The following is a 13,194-nucleotide window of genomic DNA, read 5'->3' as shown; positions in this document are numbered from 1 at the left end:
TTTACCAAGCCGCCAGTCCATCTAAACTGGCGGCTTTTTTTTACCTTAGGTTCCGATTAACACCATTAATATGAAATATACACTCGCAATTTTTCTCTTACTTTTAACAATTGAGCTCTCGGCTCAGGAAAAGCAATTTCCTAAAGATGAAAATGGTAAGTTTATTTATTATAAAGTTGTTGATTCTCAAAACCTTGATAAGGCAGTGTTGATAGATCGGGCAACAGATTTTTTTTCTGCTAACAAAAATTCATTAAAAATAACACAGCGCACAGATACTTCTATTTTAGCTATAGGAAAATTAATAATCGATAAAACTGTTTTAGTTGTTGGTCATCCTAGCGGCGAACTAAATTATAATTTTTCTTTCCAGGTTAAGGAAGGGAAGTATCGCTATTGGTTAACTGATTTTACCTACATTCCTTATCAAAGAGATCGCTATGGTAATTTCGTAGCCAAAACAAACGTTGCTACGCCACTCGAAAAGCAAGCGGATAAATTAAACGCAGGGTCTTGGAGAGATGTTCAAGCCGGAGCCTATGCAAAAGTTGCAAAATTAAGTGAGGCGTTTAAAAAGTATTTGGCTACAGATAAAAAAGCACCAGTACCTGCAAAAGAAAAAACCATCTCTACCAAGAAGTGGTAGGTTATGGTTTACCAAAAAGTGCTTCTGCCTTTTGGTAACGAAAATCAAATATACCCTTGATTTTGTTCTTCACCACAACTGCATTTGCTACATTACCGATGGGCCCCCAACCTACGCTGTAATGCAAAATATCATGCATTAAAACACCGCTATCTATTGGTTTAAAATGGTGCTGATGATGCCAGAAGGCAAATGGCCCAAAGCGCTGCTCGTCTATAAAATATTCCTGGTCTTTTACGTGGGTAATCTCCGTAACCCAGTCGAGCTTTATTCCCAAAAGCGGCGATACCTTGTAAGTGATAATCAAACCTGGATACATCTTTGTGTTCTCCATATTAGGCGAAGTAACATCGAAAGTCATATCAGCTGGAGTAATTTCTGCCAGATTTAACGGCGAAGAGAAAAAATCCCAGGCTTTTTCTATGGTAATGGGAAGTTTTTGAGTGAATTCTGTCCTATGTAATTTCAAATCAGATTTTTATACATAAACACATTCAGCGTTATTTTGTGTTAGCTGCAGCATTTAATTTATCGTCGATCAATTTTACCAGGCTCTGAAATTCTTTTTCTTCGTAGCCAATAGATTGATAAATGATCTTCCCATTTTGATCAATCAAAATGTTTCGAGGGATAGATTGTTTTGCGAATTTGCTGAAAATACTTCTGTCTACATCAGGAAGAATAGGAAATGTGAAACCTCGTTTCGTTTTATAGGGTATCAATTTGTCCCATCCTTCCTCTCTTCCAAATACAAAAAATTGAAAGTTTTTGTCGTTTTTATGCTTATCCCAAATTTGTTTTTGCACCAGTGGCAACTCGGTATTGCAGGGTGGGCACCAGGTGGCAAAAAGGTTAATTAAAATTAATTTACCCTTAAAATCGGCTAAATCTACAATTTTGCCTTTTTCGATTTCGAATGTAAAAGTAGGCGCTGTATCGCCAACTTTTGTGTACGAGCCTTCATCGCTTGTCTGCGCAAATGTGTTAATCGAAAAAGCCAGAGATAATAAAAGGAATATCTTCTTCATACAAAATGATTTATGTTAAAGATACTCTTATAAATTTTCTTTGCAAAACTAGTGTACCATTTTATCTGCGCAGGTGGAGCTGGCAAATGCTTCAGGTTTGGCTTTGAAAATAAAGCCCATACTTAAAATATATCCCATGGCATCGTTTAGTGCCTTGTTCGATTTGAAAGAAGGATTGGTGTTAATATCTGCATGAACTTCCAGAGCAACATCATATATATCCAGCAAATCGCAAATAGAATAAGCGGTTTCGATTGATTTTTGAACCTCCATCAACATTCTTTCTTTTATACCCACTTGTTGAGTGCTTTTTTCCTGATGGATGTACATGAAGCCTCCATGATGCTCTCTTAGCAGTACGATAACCGTTGCAAAATCGGTTGTTAGTCCCTTAACTTGCGAATCGGTTCCGATACAGACTTTCAGTTTGTAGCCATTTTCTGTTTCTCGGATAATGGCTTGCTCTACTTCTTCAAGGATAGAAGATTGGATGATTTCTCCACTAAATTTTTTCCAGGTCATACACTAAGTTGTTTTTTAAGGTTAATTTCAAAGGAATCCCTTTGGCACAAATGGTACTTTGGTTTATATAAAAATAGGAGCTAGAAATTAAATTGATGTTAAGCTAGGTTATTTATTTGTTAACAAAAACTTAGTTTTCAACAAGTTAAGTGTTTTAATTGTGATTAATATCAATTGATTCATATTAATTACAACTTAACGAACGTTTTATTTGTTACATGTCATATTAAAAACCAATGATTATGAGAGCAGAATTAATTCAAGAACTTCAGCTTTTGCAAAACAGCAGAGCCAATAAATTTGCGGATGATTTAAATGATAGATTAAAATCATCTGTTGATCTTGTAACAGAAAAAGTTAATTCATCAATGGCCAAACGTGGTAGCATGTTAATGTTATTGGAAAAACGTTTCAGCTTTTCTGCTATTAGAAAACTTAAATCAAGGCTGTTTAAGTTCTAATTGAATTTTATCAGGGCCAATCGAAATGCTTATCTTTGGCGAAATGATAGAGGACGCCTTAAAAAGATTAAATATTGCCAAGCTTAATGAGATGCAGGAGGCTGCTTTAAAGGCAGTAAAATCTGGCAACGATGTATTGCTGATTGCGCCAACCGGATCTGGCAAGACCTTGGCATTTCTATTGCCCTTGCTGCAAAAATTAAAACCCGAAGTTAAAGGCGTTCAAGCCATGATTTTGGTGCCTTCAAGAGAACTTGCTTTGCAAATTGAGCAGGTTTTTAAACAAATGGGAAGTCCATTTAAGGTTAATTGTTGCTATGGAGGACATGCCGTTCGAGTAGAAAAGAATAACCTGACTCATCCACCGGCTGTATTAATCGGTACGCCAGGTCGGATTGCTTATCATTTAGAACACCAGAATTTTGATGAATCTTTCGTCGAAAATTTAATTCTGGATGAGTTTGATAAATCTTTGGAGTTTGGTTTCGAATCGGATATGTCTTACATCATCGGTAAGCTTTTATCTTTGAAGCAACGAATTCTTACTTCGGCTACAAAAATGGAAGAGATTCCTGCTTTTGTTAAATTGAAGAATCCTGTGGATATTGATTTTTCTACAAACTTAAAAGCCAAGCCAGATTTAATATTGAAAAAGGTAACGGCACCAGCAGCAGATAAATTGGAAATCGTATTTAGGTTATTAAGTAAGATAGGGAACAAAAATACGCTGGTGTTCTGTAATCACCGTGAAACGGTAGATCGAATTAGTGATATTTTGTTTGAGCATGGTTTAGGACATGATGTTTTTCATGGCGGAATGGAGCAGATTGATAGGGAGAAAGCACTATTGAAATTCAGAAACGGCAGTCACAAAATTTTAATTACAACTGATTTGGCCGCCCGTGGGCTCGATATCCCTGAAATTGAACACATCGTTCACTATCAGCTGCCCTATACTGAAGATGCCTATATTCATCGAAATGGACGTACAGCCAGGATGCATGCAAAGGGAACTGCCTATGCTGTAATTACCCCTGAAGAAAATTATAAGTATCTTCCAGAAAATATAGAAGAGGAAGAGCTTAAAGACAATTATGCTATTCCGGAAGCCAGTGATTGGGTAACATTGTATTTGGCACACGGAAAAAAAGATAAAATTAATAAAATAGATATAGTAGGTTTATTCTTGCAAAAAGGTGGACTTGCCAAAGAGGAATTGGGATTAATAGAAGTGAAAGATACCACAAGCTATGTAGCTGTAAAGCGAGCGAAAGCTGATCTATTGCTGCGCACATTGGCTGGCGAGAAAATTAAAGGAAAGAAATTAAAACTGGAGATAGCGAGTTAGCTGAAGGTTGAAGGTTAAATAGAATTGGGCAATAAAGTTAGGTGTATAATTCAATCATTCACTCATTCAATAATTAAAAACAAAACATGAGCAATAACGATATTTTAAAAAAATTGAGAGTCGCACTGTCATTAAAAACGGAAGATATTATTACCATTTGCGATTTAGTTGGATTTAAAGTTACAAAAGCTGAATTGGGCGATATTTTTAGAAATGAAGACCATGAAAATTTCAAGCCCTGTGGAGATCAGATTTTGCGTAATTTCTTAAATGGTTTGGTAATCTATAAAAGAGGCCCTAGAGAAGAGAAAAAGTAAATCGATTAACAACATCCCATGTTAATGAAAATTAAGATATTAATATTCCTATTTGCCTTAAGCTCTGTAACCTTATTTGCCCAACAATCCGATCCAAATAAAAAGGAGGATTTTTCCGACGATTGGGCGGCGCTTTCCAAATATAAGCGAGAAAACGAATTGTTGGCCCCGACAGCAAAAGGCGAGAAAAGAGTGGTGTTTTTAGGTAGTTCAATATTCGAATTCTGGAAACAGAAAGATCCCGAATATTTTAAGCGCAACCCCTATATAGATAGAGGAATAAGCGGACAAATCTCTCCCCAATTATTGATTAGGTTTAGGCAGGATGTTATTAACCTGAAACCGAAGGCAGTTATTATTTTAGCAGGTAGCAATGATTTGGCTGGAAACAAGGGACACGTAAGCAATGAAACGGTTTTAAACAACATCAAATCAATGGCTGAATTGGCGAAGAAAAATCATATTAAGGTTATTCTCTGCAAATATTTGCCCATTTACGAGTACCCTTGGAATAAAAATTTAAAAGGTGTGGCAGATCAGATTATTTCGCTTAATGATGAAATTGTTGCCTATGCAAAAGCCAATCATTTTACTATTTTGGATTATTGGACACCATTGGTAGACGAAAGAAATGGACAAAAAGCCGAATATACTGAAGATGGAGTACATCCGAATTTCGCTGGTTACAAGGTGATGGAAACCGTAACAGAACAAGCAATAGATAAAATCTTAAGAAGAAGAAAATAAAATAAACCCATGGCTAACCGTCATGGGTTTATTTTTTTATTTAAACTTTCAATAATATTTGAAAATACAGGAAATAGTATTTATATTTACTTCATCAAAATGAAAGTATGTGGATTTATTGCTACTGAATTTTGATTGGATAGCATGGGGTTGATAATCATTAAAAGCTGGTAAAATGAATTACAATTTATTAGGTTACGGCATCTTCATTTCAGTAATTGTTTTTATCATCGTTATAGTGGGAAAAATTTGCTATCGATACGGTAATATTTTTGTCGCTGCACTGATTCCTGATCATTTGGAATTGTGCCAACAAATTAACAAATCACTTTTGGTTTCTTACTATTTGGTTAATATCGGCTATTGCGCTATGACGCTCATAAGCTGGGAAACCATTAACAACCCTCTGCAACTCGCAGAAGTTTTGGCTAGCAAAGTGGCCACAATCATCTGCATACTTTCAATATTACATTATTCGAATATTTTTTTGCTTACCAATACCATTCATAAATTAATTAAATAACAATCTAAAAATTTAGTCATGGAAACTACCAAAATTTTAATCGGTTATGCTGTCTATTTACCAGTAGCACTTTTCTTAACTTTTTATGTTTCAAAAACATTATTTAAAAATAGTAAGATTTACATGCTCGATATTTTTAAAGGAAGAGAGGAGATTGCAAATGCAACAAATAAACTTTTCGAAACAGGATTTTATTTATTGAATGTTGGTTTTGCACTTTTAATCATGAAAATAACCATCTACTCTAATAGCTATCAGGACTTAGTTGAAGCTTTAAGCTCTAAAATCGGTGGATTTTCTATTTATCTGGGAGTTATGCTGTTTCTTAATCTTTATTTCTTTTTTAGAGGAAAGAGAAAAGCTAAAGAAAGTCAACAACCGAATGTTCCCTTTATTACAAGTTCACATTAAATTGATAAAAACAAGAAGTCCCGATTTTACTCGGGACTTCTTGTTACTAGTTTAGTTTTTTATATCTAATTCGTTTCGGAGCTACATCTCCTAAACGTTTCTTTCGGTTTTCCTCGTAATCAGAATAATTTCCTTCGAAGAAATAAACTTCAGAATTGCCTTCAAAAGCTAAAATGTGCGTACAAATCCGATCTAAAAACCACCTATCGTGACTAATAACCACGGCACAACCACCAAAGTTTTCTAAAGCTTCTTCTAGTGCCCGTAAAGTATTCACATCGATATCATTTGTCGGCTCATCAAGCAAAAGTACGTTTGCCCCCTTCTTTAAAGTAATGGCCAAGTGAACTCGATTACGTTCTCCACCCGATAAAATGCCTACTTTTTTCTGTTGATCGCCCCCGTTGAAATTGAATTTTGAAACATAAGCTCGACCGTTAACGGCTTTGGTTCCCAATTGAATGTTATCCAAACCATCGGTAATGTTTTCGTAAACGGTTTTATCTGCATCCAAATCATTGTGCATTTGATCTACATAACCCAGCTCAACAGTTTCACCCACACGGAAGGTCCCATTATCTGGTTCTTCCTGACCGGTAATTAAGCGGAATAAAGTTGTTTTACCTGCACCATTTGGACCGATAATGCCGACAATACCAGCCGGTGGCAACGAAAAGTTTAAGTTATCAAACAAAACTTTATCGCCATAAGCTTTAGTTACGTTCGTTGCTTCGATTACCACGTTCCCCAAGCGAGGGCCCGCAGGAATGAAAAGCTCTAGTTTATCTTCTCTTTCTTTTCCATCCTCTGATGCCAGCTTGTCATAATTTGCCAAGCGGGCTTTAGATTTTGCATGACGTGCTTTTGGTGCCATACGTACCCATTCCAACTCACGCTCCAAAGCTTTTTGACGTTTACTTTCTGTTTTATCCTCTTGTGCCAAACGTTTAGCTTTCTGATCTAGCCATGATGAATAATTGCCTTTCCAAGGAATACCTTCACCGCGATCCAACTCCAAAATCCATCCGGCTACATTATCTAAGAAATACCTATCGTGGGTTACGGCGATAACGGTTCCTTCGTAGTTTTGTAGGAATTGCTCTAACCAATCAATACTTTCTGCATCCAAGTGGTTGGTTGGCTCATCCAATAATAGAACATCAGGTTTTTGAAGCAACAAGCGGCACATGGCCACGCGGCGGCGTTCACCACCTGAAAGTACGCCAATTTTAGTTTCCGGATCAGGGCAGCGCAAAGCATCCATTGCTCTTTCTAATCTCGAATCAATTTCCCAGGCACCTAAAGCATCGATTTTATCTTGTAGTTCGCCTTGGCGAGCCATTAATTTATCCATCTTATCGGTGTCAGAATAATTTTCTTCCAAGCCGAAAGCTTCATTTACTTCTTCGTATTCTTTTAAAATAGCAGTAACTTCAGCAACACCTTCTTCAACCACTTCCCGTACTGTTTTCTCAGGATCAAGAATCGGTTCCTGCGCAAGATAACCTACAGAGTAACCTGGCGAAAATACCACTTCGCCTTGTATAGATTTATCCAGGCCAGCAATAATTTTTAGTAAAGATGATTTACCAGAACCGTTTAAACCGACAACGCCAATTTTAGCACCGTAGAAAAATGATAAGTAAATATTTTTTAAAACCTGTTTTTGTGGTGGATAGATTTTACTCACTCCAGCCATTGAAAAGATTATTTTTTCGTCAGACATAATGGAATTTTATTTCTGCAAAGATGCTTATTTTGAAACAAAAATCTAAGCGATAGCCAGAATTAGTATGCCAAAAAAAATGGCCGCAGTAATTATACTGCAGCCATTCATCAATAATTTGTAGTGATTAAAAACCTAAGCCTAAAGCAAAACCTCTGGAAGCATTAGTTATAGTTGCACCAGCAGTAGCTGCTCCAGTAGTTAAGTTTACGCTATAAACTCTTTGGGTTGTACCCACGGTAAATAAGCCGTAAGCTAAGCCACTAGTACCGCCTATATCAAAGCCGTTGCTTGCCTCAACATTAACACCTAAAGCACCCACGTCAACCAACAATCCACCGTTTGGATTATCTTGTTTTACCAACTTATCGCTAATTGAATCGATATCAAATAAAACTGTTGTAGTTGCGCCAAAAAAGTTGTTGGTGTAAGCAGCACCAGTAATTCCTGTAGTTGCAGGATTTAATGTTCCATCTGCAATTACACTCCCATCCAATGGATTGAACCTTAAATTCTGACCAGCATTACTTACAATCCTGATGCGATCGACAGTTGGATTGAAATCGAAGCCGAATTGTGTGCCACTCAACAAAGTGCTAAATGGAGTAATACCTACAGCCGTAGCTGCCCCAGAAGATGTATTAATGGTATAGATTCTGCTGCTGCTGCCTAAAGCATACAGTTGGCCGTTTAGTGGACGGAAATCTATCCCTAAAATTTGTTCGCCAGTTTGAATACCAGCAATCATTTTAACCGCAATTGTTGGTGTTGCAGCCATTGGATTGAAAATTAATAACTCATTATTATTCGAAACTGCATAAGCAACTGGCTCAGTTGGGATAGCTAACCCTGTAATATTTGCAGGAAGGTTTCCAATTTTTGATGCTTTACCAGTATTGGTATCAATAGTGAAAAGAGATGAAGTTCCTGCAACCGATAATGCTGCAATAGCCGCAGTTCCATCAGAATTGATATCGAAACCGCCAGCTTCTTCAACATCGAAGCCTAAGCTTCCAACTTCAACCAGTTTCCCATCATTCGGTGGATCTTGTTTATAAAGTTTATCCGTAGCAGCATCAATATCAAAAAGAACGGTTGCTGTAGCACCGGCTTTGTTTTGTGTATAAGCTACCGAAGTAACTTTTGCATTTGAAACACCGTTGATGGCGCCATCTACAATCATTACTGTGCCCGTTTCTGGGTTTAAACGTAGGTTTTGACCATTATTAGTCACCACGCGAATACGATCTACCGTTGGATTGAAATCGAAACCTACAGCTGTACCAGATAATAATGTAGTAAAAGGAGCGGCAGAAATGGATCTTGCTGCACCTGTTTTTTGATCGATCACATATAAACGGCTAGTGCTGCCTAGGCCATAAAGCTGTCCTGTAGCAGGGCGGAAATCTATTCCTAAAAGCATTTCGCCTTGTTGTAAGCCAGAAATGTTTACTGTCGACGTTGCAGAAGAAGGGTTTTTAGCATTGATCATCAACAATTTGCTGTCGGATGTTAATGCGTAAAAATTTAAATCCGGGCCCGGAACAAGTGTTTCCATCAGGTTTTTTCTGTCCTTTTTGCAGGCAGAAAATAAAATTGGGGTCATAAGGGCAAAAAGTGCCATTATGAAGAAATGTCTAGATTTCATCATGATTGTAGTTTTAGTAATTATTTTAATTGAAAAAATAGGAGCTAGGTAGGCTACTATTTCGGGGGTTGTTCAGGTACCTGAAGATGGCAATAAGCTAAAATGAAATTGCGGGAGAATGAAAGCTGATTGGCGGTGTTTAAATCGGAAAATACAAAATTTAAAACCTGGTTCAAATCAAGATCTGTTAGTTTCACTTTTTCTTCCAGTTGGTTTTGTTTGTCTGAAGCTGACTTATCAGTTTCGTCAGTCGAATTTTTCTTGATGACTTCTTTGGCTGTTTCTGTAACGGGATTTGCATATACCACTATTCTGCCGGCAAAAGCAAGCAGCAAAAAAAGTATAATAAAAAACCGTTGGTAGAGAGTTTCCATATTGTTTGTCAAAATCAGTTACATATACGTTAGTTATTTGGGGTTAGATTTTTTTGGAATAAATTATTCTTGACTACTGATGCGATGTCTTTTCAAACCGTAAAAGATTAGTTCCGCAGCTTGAGCAATCTGCGTTAATAGATGTAATATACTTGTTAATTAAACCCGATATTAACGAAAAGCCCGGGTTGTGTTTTTCTACACAAACGGACTTGTCGTGTTAGCGGGGCTTGCCTAAATAGTTGTCGGTGGACAGCCTTTTTCAGAAAACAAAAGCATTTATAAAAAGGTTAATTCATTAGTAATTAAGCAGATTTTTTATTTGGCCACGATTAAGTTTGTAGTTTATTCGAGAAACGATGTCAATATCTTTTTATTTACTGTCAAAATTTGTAAATTGCTGATGTAAAAGGTTACAATTTGTCAGTATGAGTTGGTGTAAATTTCCTTACAAAAAACCGACAATATTGAAAGCGGCATTAAGGTGAGTACTAAAAATCTGCCTCAAAACTTATAAAACACTTATTACGTAGATATATATAAAGTGATTTAATATTATCTTAACGAATTTCTTACGTTGATTTCTGGAAGATTAGGGTTACGAAAGCCTGTTTCTCCACCTTGATGGCGCAATTGTTGATAAAATAAAGAAAACAGCAGGTACTCTTTTTATAATATATTTTATAGTTTAGGGACGTAGCTGTTAAGAAAGGTATTATGGAAGCAAAATTTTCACCACAGGTTAAAGATGTAATCTCTTTTAGTAGGGAGGAAGCGCTCCGTTTAGGGCATGATTACATTGGAACCGAGCATTTATTATTAGGCCTGATTCGCGAAGGCGATGGCATGGCCATAAAAATTTTACGATCGTTAGGAGTTGATACCGGTAAATTGCGCCGCTCAATTGAAGATGCTGTTCGCGGTACTTCGAGTGTTACAGTTAACTTGGGTAACATTCCGTTAACTAAACAGGCAGAAAAAGTTTTAAAAATTACTTACTTAGAAGCTAAAATATTTAAAAGCGATTTAATTGGCACTGAACATTTATTGTTGTCGGTTTTAAGAGATGATGATAACATCGCCTCGCAAATTCTACTACAATATGGTGTAACTTATGATGTTTTTAAACAGGAGGTTGAAGTGAATAAAAATGGTTTTAGAGACGATATTTCAAATAGCGCATCAACAGGTGGCGATGATGATTATCGGGAAGAAGAGAGCTTTAGTACACCTAAAAAGGTTTCGGATATTAAATCAAAAACTCCGGTTTTAGATAACTTCGGTCGTGATTTAACAAAGGCTGCGGAAGAAGGTCGTTTAGATCCGATTGTTGGCCGTGAGAAAGAAATCGAGCGTGTGTCGCAGATTTTATCTCGTAGAAAAAAGAACAATCCAATTTTGATTGGAGAGCCTGGAGTAGGTAAATCGGCAATTGCAGAAGGTTTAGCCTTACGCATTGTTCAACGCAAAGTTTCGCGTGTCCTGTTTGGCAAGCGTGTAGTTACATTGGATTTAGCATCATTGGTGGCCGGTACAAAATACCGCGGTCAGTTTGAGGAGCGTATGAAAGCCGTAATGAACGAGCTTGAAAAATCTACTGATGTAATTTTATTTATTGATGAAATTCACACCATTGTTGGGGCAGGTGGCGCATCGGGTTCTCTTGATGCTTCGAACATGTTTAAACCAGCTTTAGCAAGGGGAGAAATTCAATGTATTGGTGCAACCACTTTAGACGAATACCGTCAGTACATTGAAAAAGACGGTGCTTTGGATCGTCGTTTCCAAAAAGTGATGGTTGAGCCTGCTACGCCAGATGAAACTGTTGAAATTTTAACCCGAATTAAAGATAAGTACGAAGAGCACCATGGTGTAACTTACACTGATGAAGCGATTCAGGCTTGTGTAACTTTAACTTCTCGTTATATTTCTGATCGTTTCTTGCCAGATAAGGCGATTGATGCTTTAGATGAAGCAGGTTCGAGAGTTCACTTAACTAACATTCATGTTCCTCAAAACATTATTGATATCGAGGCTAAAATCGAAGATATCAAGTTAGAGAAAAACAAAGTTGTTCGCAGTCAGAAATATGAAGAAGCTGCTAAACTTCGCGATACAGAGAAAAATTTAATTGAAGAATTAGATAAAGCCAAAGCGGAGTGGGAAGCTGAGACCAAAACTAAACGTTACGAAGTATCGGAAGATAACGTAGCGGAAGTGGTTGCAATGATGACTGGTATTCCGGTACAACGTGTAGGGCAAACTGATAGCCAGAAGCTATTGAACATGTACGATAAAGTGGCCGAAAAAATTATTGGTCAGGATGATGCGATTAAGAAATTAACAAAAGCCATCCAACGTACAAGAGCTGGATTGAAAGATCCTAAAAAGCCAATCGGTTCATTTATTTTTTTAGGCCCTACAGGCGTTGGTAAAACAGAATTAGCAAAAGAGTTAGCTCGTTTCATGTTTGATAGTGATGATTCACTAATTCAAATTGATATGAGTGAATACATGGAGAAATTTGCCGTATCACGTTTAGTGGGAGCGCCTCCAGGATACGTAGGTTACGAAGAAGGTGGCCAGTTAACTGAAAAAGTTAGAAGAAAACCTTATGCTGTAATTTTATTGGATGAGATTGAAAAAGCGCATCCAGATGTATTCAATATCTTATTACAAGTTTTAGATGAAGGACAATTAACAGATAGTTTAGGTAGAAAAGTTGATTTTAGAAATACAATCATCATTATGACCTCAAACATTGGTGCCCGTCAGTTAAAAGATTTTGGTCAGGGTGTTGGTTTTTCTACCTCTGCAAAAACCAATCAGGCCGATTCTCACAGCCGCGGTGTAATTGAAAGTGCATTGAAACGTGCTTTCGCTCCTGAGTTTTTAAATCGTGTTGATGATGTAGTGGTATTCAATAGCCTAGGTAAAGACGAAATTTTCAGAATTATCGATATTGAATTAAAAGCTTTGTTCGGTCGTGTACATACTTTAGGTTACGAAATTGCGCTAACTGAAAACGCGAAGGATTATATTGCAGATAAAGGTTTCGACAGTAACTTTGGTGCCCGTCCGTTAAAACGTGCCATTCAGAAGTATTTGGAAGATCCAATTGCAGAAGAGATTCTTAAAGGTGAATTAACTGAAGGCGATGTTTTAGAAATCGATTACGATAAGGAAACAGAATTGATTTCAGTCAATCACAAAAAAGGTGAAGCGAAAAAAGAAGAGCCTAAAAAAGAAGAAGATTCTTCAAGTAAATAAAACAAAAAACTCCCAATTTTCATTGGGAGTTTTTTGTTTTACAAAGTTTTTTCCGTACTGTATTTGTAGGATTACAAATTGCATAAATATTGCTTTAAATAGGTTGAATGGCAATAAAACATCGAAAATTTAAATTTTTTGTTGTTTGATTTCGCTGTATTTTTCCCTCAGAA

14 protein-coding genes are annotated in these 13,194 nt (G+C 36.8%); 8 read left to right on the top strand and 6 right to left on the bottom strand.

Annotated elements, in window-relative coordinates; translation table 11 throughout:
* Nucleotides 1-70: 70 nt before the first annotated feature.
* Nucleotides 71-646: a DUF4468 domain-containing protein gene (locus tag AC3ITD_RS12565; RefSeq protein ID WP_489360161.1), complete on the top strand. Its 576-nt coding sequence runs from the start codon at nucleotides 71-73 to the stop codon at nucleotides 644-646.
* Between the two features lies 1 nt (nucleotide 647).
* Here the strand turns inward: AC3ITD_RS12565 and AC3ITD_RS12560 are convergent, their stop codons facing one another.
* The 3 genes from AC3ITD_RS12560 to AC3ITD_RS12550 are packed head-to-tail and all read right to left on the bottom strand — an operon-like array spanning nucleotide 648 to nucleotide 2,196.
* Nucleotides 648-1,115 carry an SRPBCC family protein gene (locus tag AC3ITD_RS12560; RefSeq protein WP_489360159.1) on the bottom strand — a complete coding sequence of 156 codons (468 nt, stop codon included), beginning with the start codon at nucleotides 1,113-1,115 and terminating at the stop codon, nucleotides 648-650.
* Nucleotides 1,116-1,146: 31 nt separating this feature from the next.
* Nucleotides 1,147-1,674, bottom strand: coding sequence for a TlpA family protein disulfide reductase (locus AC3ITD_RS12555; RefSeq protein ID WP_265800890.1), 528 nt, complete (start codon nucleotides 1,672-1,674; stop codon nucleotides 1,147-1,149).
* A 48-nt stretch (nucleotides 1,675-1,722) separates the two neighbouring features.
* Nucleotides 1,723-2,196 carry a ribonuclease H-like YkuK family protein gene (locus AC3ITD_RS12550; protein WP_056849412.1) on the bottom strand — a complete coding sequence of 158 codons (474 nt, stop codon included), beginning with the start codon at nucleotides 2,194-2,196 and terminating at the stop codon, nucleotides 1,723-1,725.
* A 242-nt stretch (nucleotides 2,197-2,438) separates the two neighbouring features.
* On the opposite strand from AC3ITD_RS12550, the gene AC3ITD_RS12545 reads away from it, so the two are divergent.
* The 6 genes from AC3ITD_RS12545 (at nucleotide 2,439) to AC3ITD_RS12520 (ending at nucleotide 6,003) form a co-directional block, all read left to right on the top strand.
* The gene (locus AC3ITD_RS12545) at nucleotides 2,439-2,657 is read left to right on the top strand and encodes a hypothetical protein (protein WP_489360156.1); all 219 of its coding nucleotides are present in this window, start codon (nucleotides 2,439-2,441) and stop codon (nucleotides 2,655-2,657) included.
* 43 nt (nucleotides 2,658-2,700) lie between these two features.
* Nucleotides 2,701-4,005 carry a DEAD/DEAH box helicase gene (locus tag AC3ITD_RS12540; protein WP_489360154.1) on the top strand — a complete coding sequence of 435 codons (1,305 nt, stop codon included), beginning with the start codon at nucleotides 2,701-2,703 and terminating at the stop codon, nucleotides 4,003-4,005.
* Between the two features lie 86 nt (nucleotides 4,006-4,091).
* Nucleotides 4,092-4,322, top strand: coding sequence for a DUF1456 family protein (locus AC3ITD_RS12535; protein ID WP_047798500.1), 231 nt, complete (start codon nucleotides 4,092-4,094; stop codon nucleotides 4,320-4,322).
* Between the two features lie 24 nt (nucleotides 4,323-4,346).
* Nucleotides 4,347-5,069 (top strand): GDSL-type esterase/lipase family protein, encoded by a 723-nt coding sequence (locus AC3ITD_RS12530; protein WP_265800885.1) that lies wholly within the window; start codon nucleotides 4,347-4,349, stop codon nucleotides 5,067-5,069.
* Between the two features lie 175 nt (nucleotides 5,070-5,244).
* The gene (locus AC3ITD_RS12525; RefSeq protein ID WP_265800884.1) at nucleotides 5,245-5,592 is read left to right on the top strand and encodes a hypothetical protein; all 348 of its coding nucleotides are present in this window, start codon (nucleotides 5,245-5,247) and stop codon (nucleotides 5,590-5,592) included.
* Nucleotides 5,593-5,610: 18 nt separating this feature from the next.
* The gene (locus AC3ITD_RS12520) at nucleotides 5,611-6,003 is read left to right on the top strand and encodes a hypothetical protein (RefSeq protein WP_056849416.1); all 393 of its coding nucleotides are present in this window, start codon (nucleotides 5,611-5,613) and stop codon (nucleotides 6,001-6,003) included.
* Between the two features lie 46 nt (nucleotides 6,004-6,049).
* On the opposite strand, the gene ettA is transcribed toward AC3ITD_RS12520, so the two are convergent.
* The 3 genes from ettA to AC3ITD_RS12505 all read right to left on the bottom strand — a co-directional run bounded on the left by ettA (nucleotide 6,050) and on the right by AC3ITD_RS12505 (nucleotide 9,751).
* Complete coding sequence (gene ettA, locus AC3ITD_RS12515; protein WP_489360150.1) at nucleotides 6,050-7,729, bottom strand: energy-dependent translational throttle protein EttA; 1,680 nt, start codon at nucleotides 7,727-7,729, stop codon at nucleotides 6,050-6,052.
* Nucleotides 7,730-7,856: 127 nt separating this feature from the next.
* Nucleotides 7,857-9,380, bottom strand: a complete 1,524-nt coding sequence (locus AC3ITD_RS12510; protein ID WP_489360148.1) for a DUF4394 domain-containing protein — start codon at nucleotides 9,378-9,380, stop codon at nucleotides 7,857-7,859.
* A 53-nt stretch (nucleotides 9,381-9,433) separates the two neighbouring features.
* Nucleotides 9,434-9,751 (bottom strand): hypothetical protein, encoded by a 318-nt coding sequence (locus tag AC3ITD_RS12505; protein WP_265800878.1) that lies wholly within the window; start codon nucleotides 9,749-9,751, stop codon nucleotides 9,434-9,436.
* A 717-nt stretch (nucleotides 9,752-10,468) separates the two neighbouring features.
* Here AC3ITD_RS12505 and AC3ITD_RS12500 point away from each other — a divergent pair.
* Nucleotides 10,469-13,021, top strand: a complete 2,553-nt coding sequence (locus AC3ITD_RS12500) for an ATP-dependent Clp protease ATP-binding subunit (protein WP_463485521.1) — start codon at nucleotides 10,469-10,471, stop codon at nucleotides 13,019-13,021.
* The last annotated feature ends 173 nt before the right edge of the window (nucleotides 13,022-13,194 follow it).

It is taken from the genome of Pedobacter sp. KH_004 (assembly GCF_057840755.1).
Note: the sequence above shows the minus strand (reverse complement) of the source record. Positions and strands in the feature narration are given on the sequence as shown.

Bases quoted from the DNA above. Each gene is read 5' to 3' on its own strand.
- AC3ITD_RS12565 (WP_489360161.1), top strand. From the start codon at position 71: ATGAAATATACACTCGCAATTTTTCTCTTACTTTTAACAATTGAGCTC.
- AC3ITD_RS12555 (WP_265800890.1), bottom strand. From the start codon at position 1,674: ATGAAGAAGATATTCCTTTTATTATCTCTGGCTTTTTCGATTAACACA.
- AC3ITD_RS12550 (WP_056849412.1), bottom strand. From the start codon at position 2,196: ATGACCTGGAAAAAATTTAGTGGAGAAATCATCCAATCTTCTATCCTT.
- AC3ITD_RS12545 (WP_489360156.1), top strand. From the start codon at position 2,439: ATGAGAGCAGAATTAATTCAAGAACTTCAGCTTTTGCAAAACAGCAGA.
- AC3ITD_RS12540 (WP_489360154.1), top strand. From the start codon at position 2,701: ATGATAGAGGACGCCTTAAAAAGATTAAATATTGCCAAGCTTAATGAG.
- AC3ITD_RS12535 (WP_047798500.1), top strand. From the start codon at position 4,092: ATGAGCAATAACGATATTTTAAAAAAATTGAGAGTCGCACTGTCATTA.
- AC3ITD_RS12530 (WP_265800885.1), top strand. From the start codon at position 4,347: ATGAAAATTAAGATATTAATATTCCTATTTGCCTTAAGCTCTGTAACC.
- AC3ITD_RS12525 (WP_265800884.1), top strand. From the start codon at position 5,245: ATGAATTACAATTTATTAGGTTACGGCATCTTCATTTCAGTAATTGTT.
- AC3ITD_RS12520 (WP_056849416.1), top strand. From the start codon at position 5,611: ATGGAAACTACCAAAATTTTAATCGGTTATGCTGTCTATTTACCAGTA.
- ettA (WP_489360150.1), bottom strand. From the start codon at position 7,729: ATGTCTGACGAAAAAATAATCTTTTCAATGGCTGGAGTGAGTAAAATC.
- AC3ITD_RS12510 (WP_489360148.1), bottom strand. From the start codon at position 9,380: ATGATGAAATCTAGACATTTCTTCATAATGGCACTTTTTGCCCTTATG.
- AC3ITD_RS12505 (WP_265800878.1), bottom strand. From the start codon at position 9,751: ATGGAAACTCTCTACCAACGGTTTTTTATTATACTTTTTTTGCTGCTT.
- AC3ITD_RS12500 (WP_463485521.1), top strand. From the start codon at position 10,469: ATGGAAGCAAAATTTTCACCACAGGTTAAAGATGTAATCTCTTTTAGT.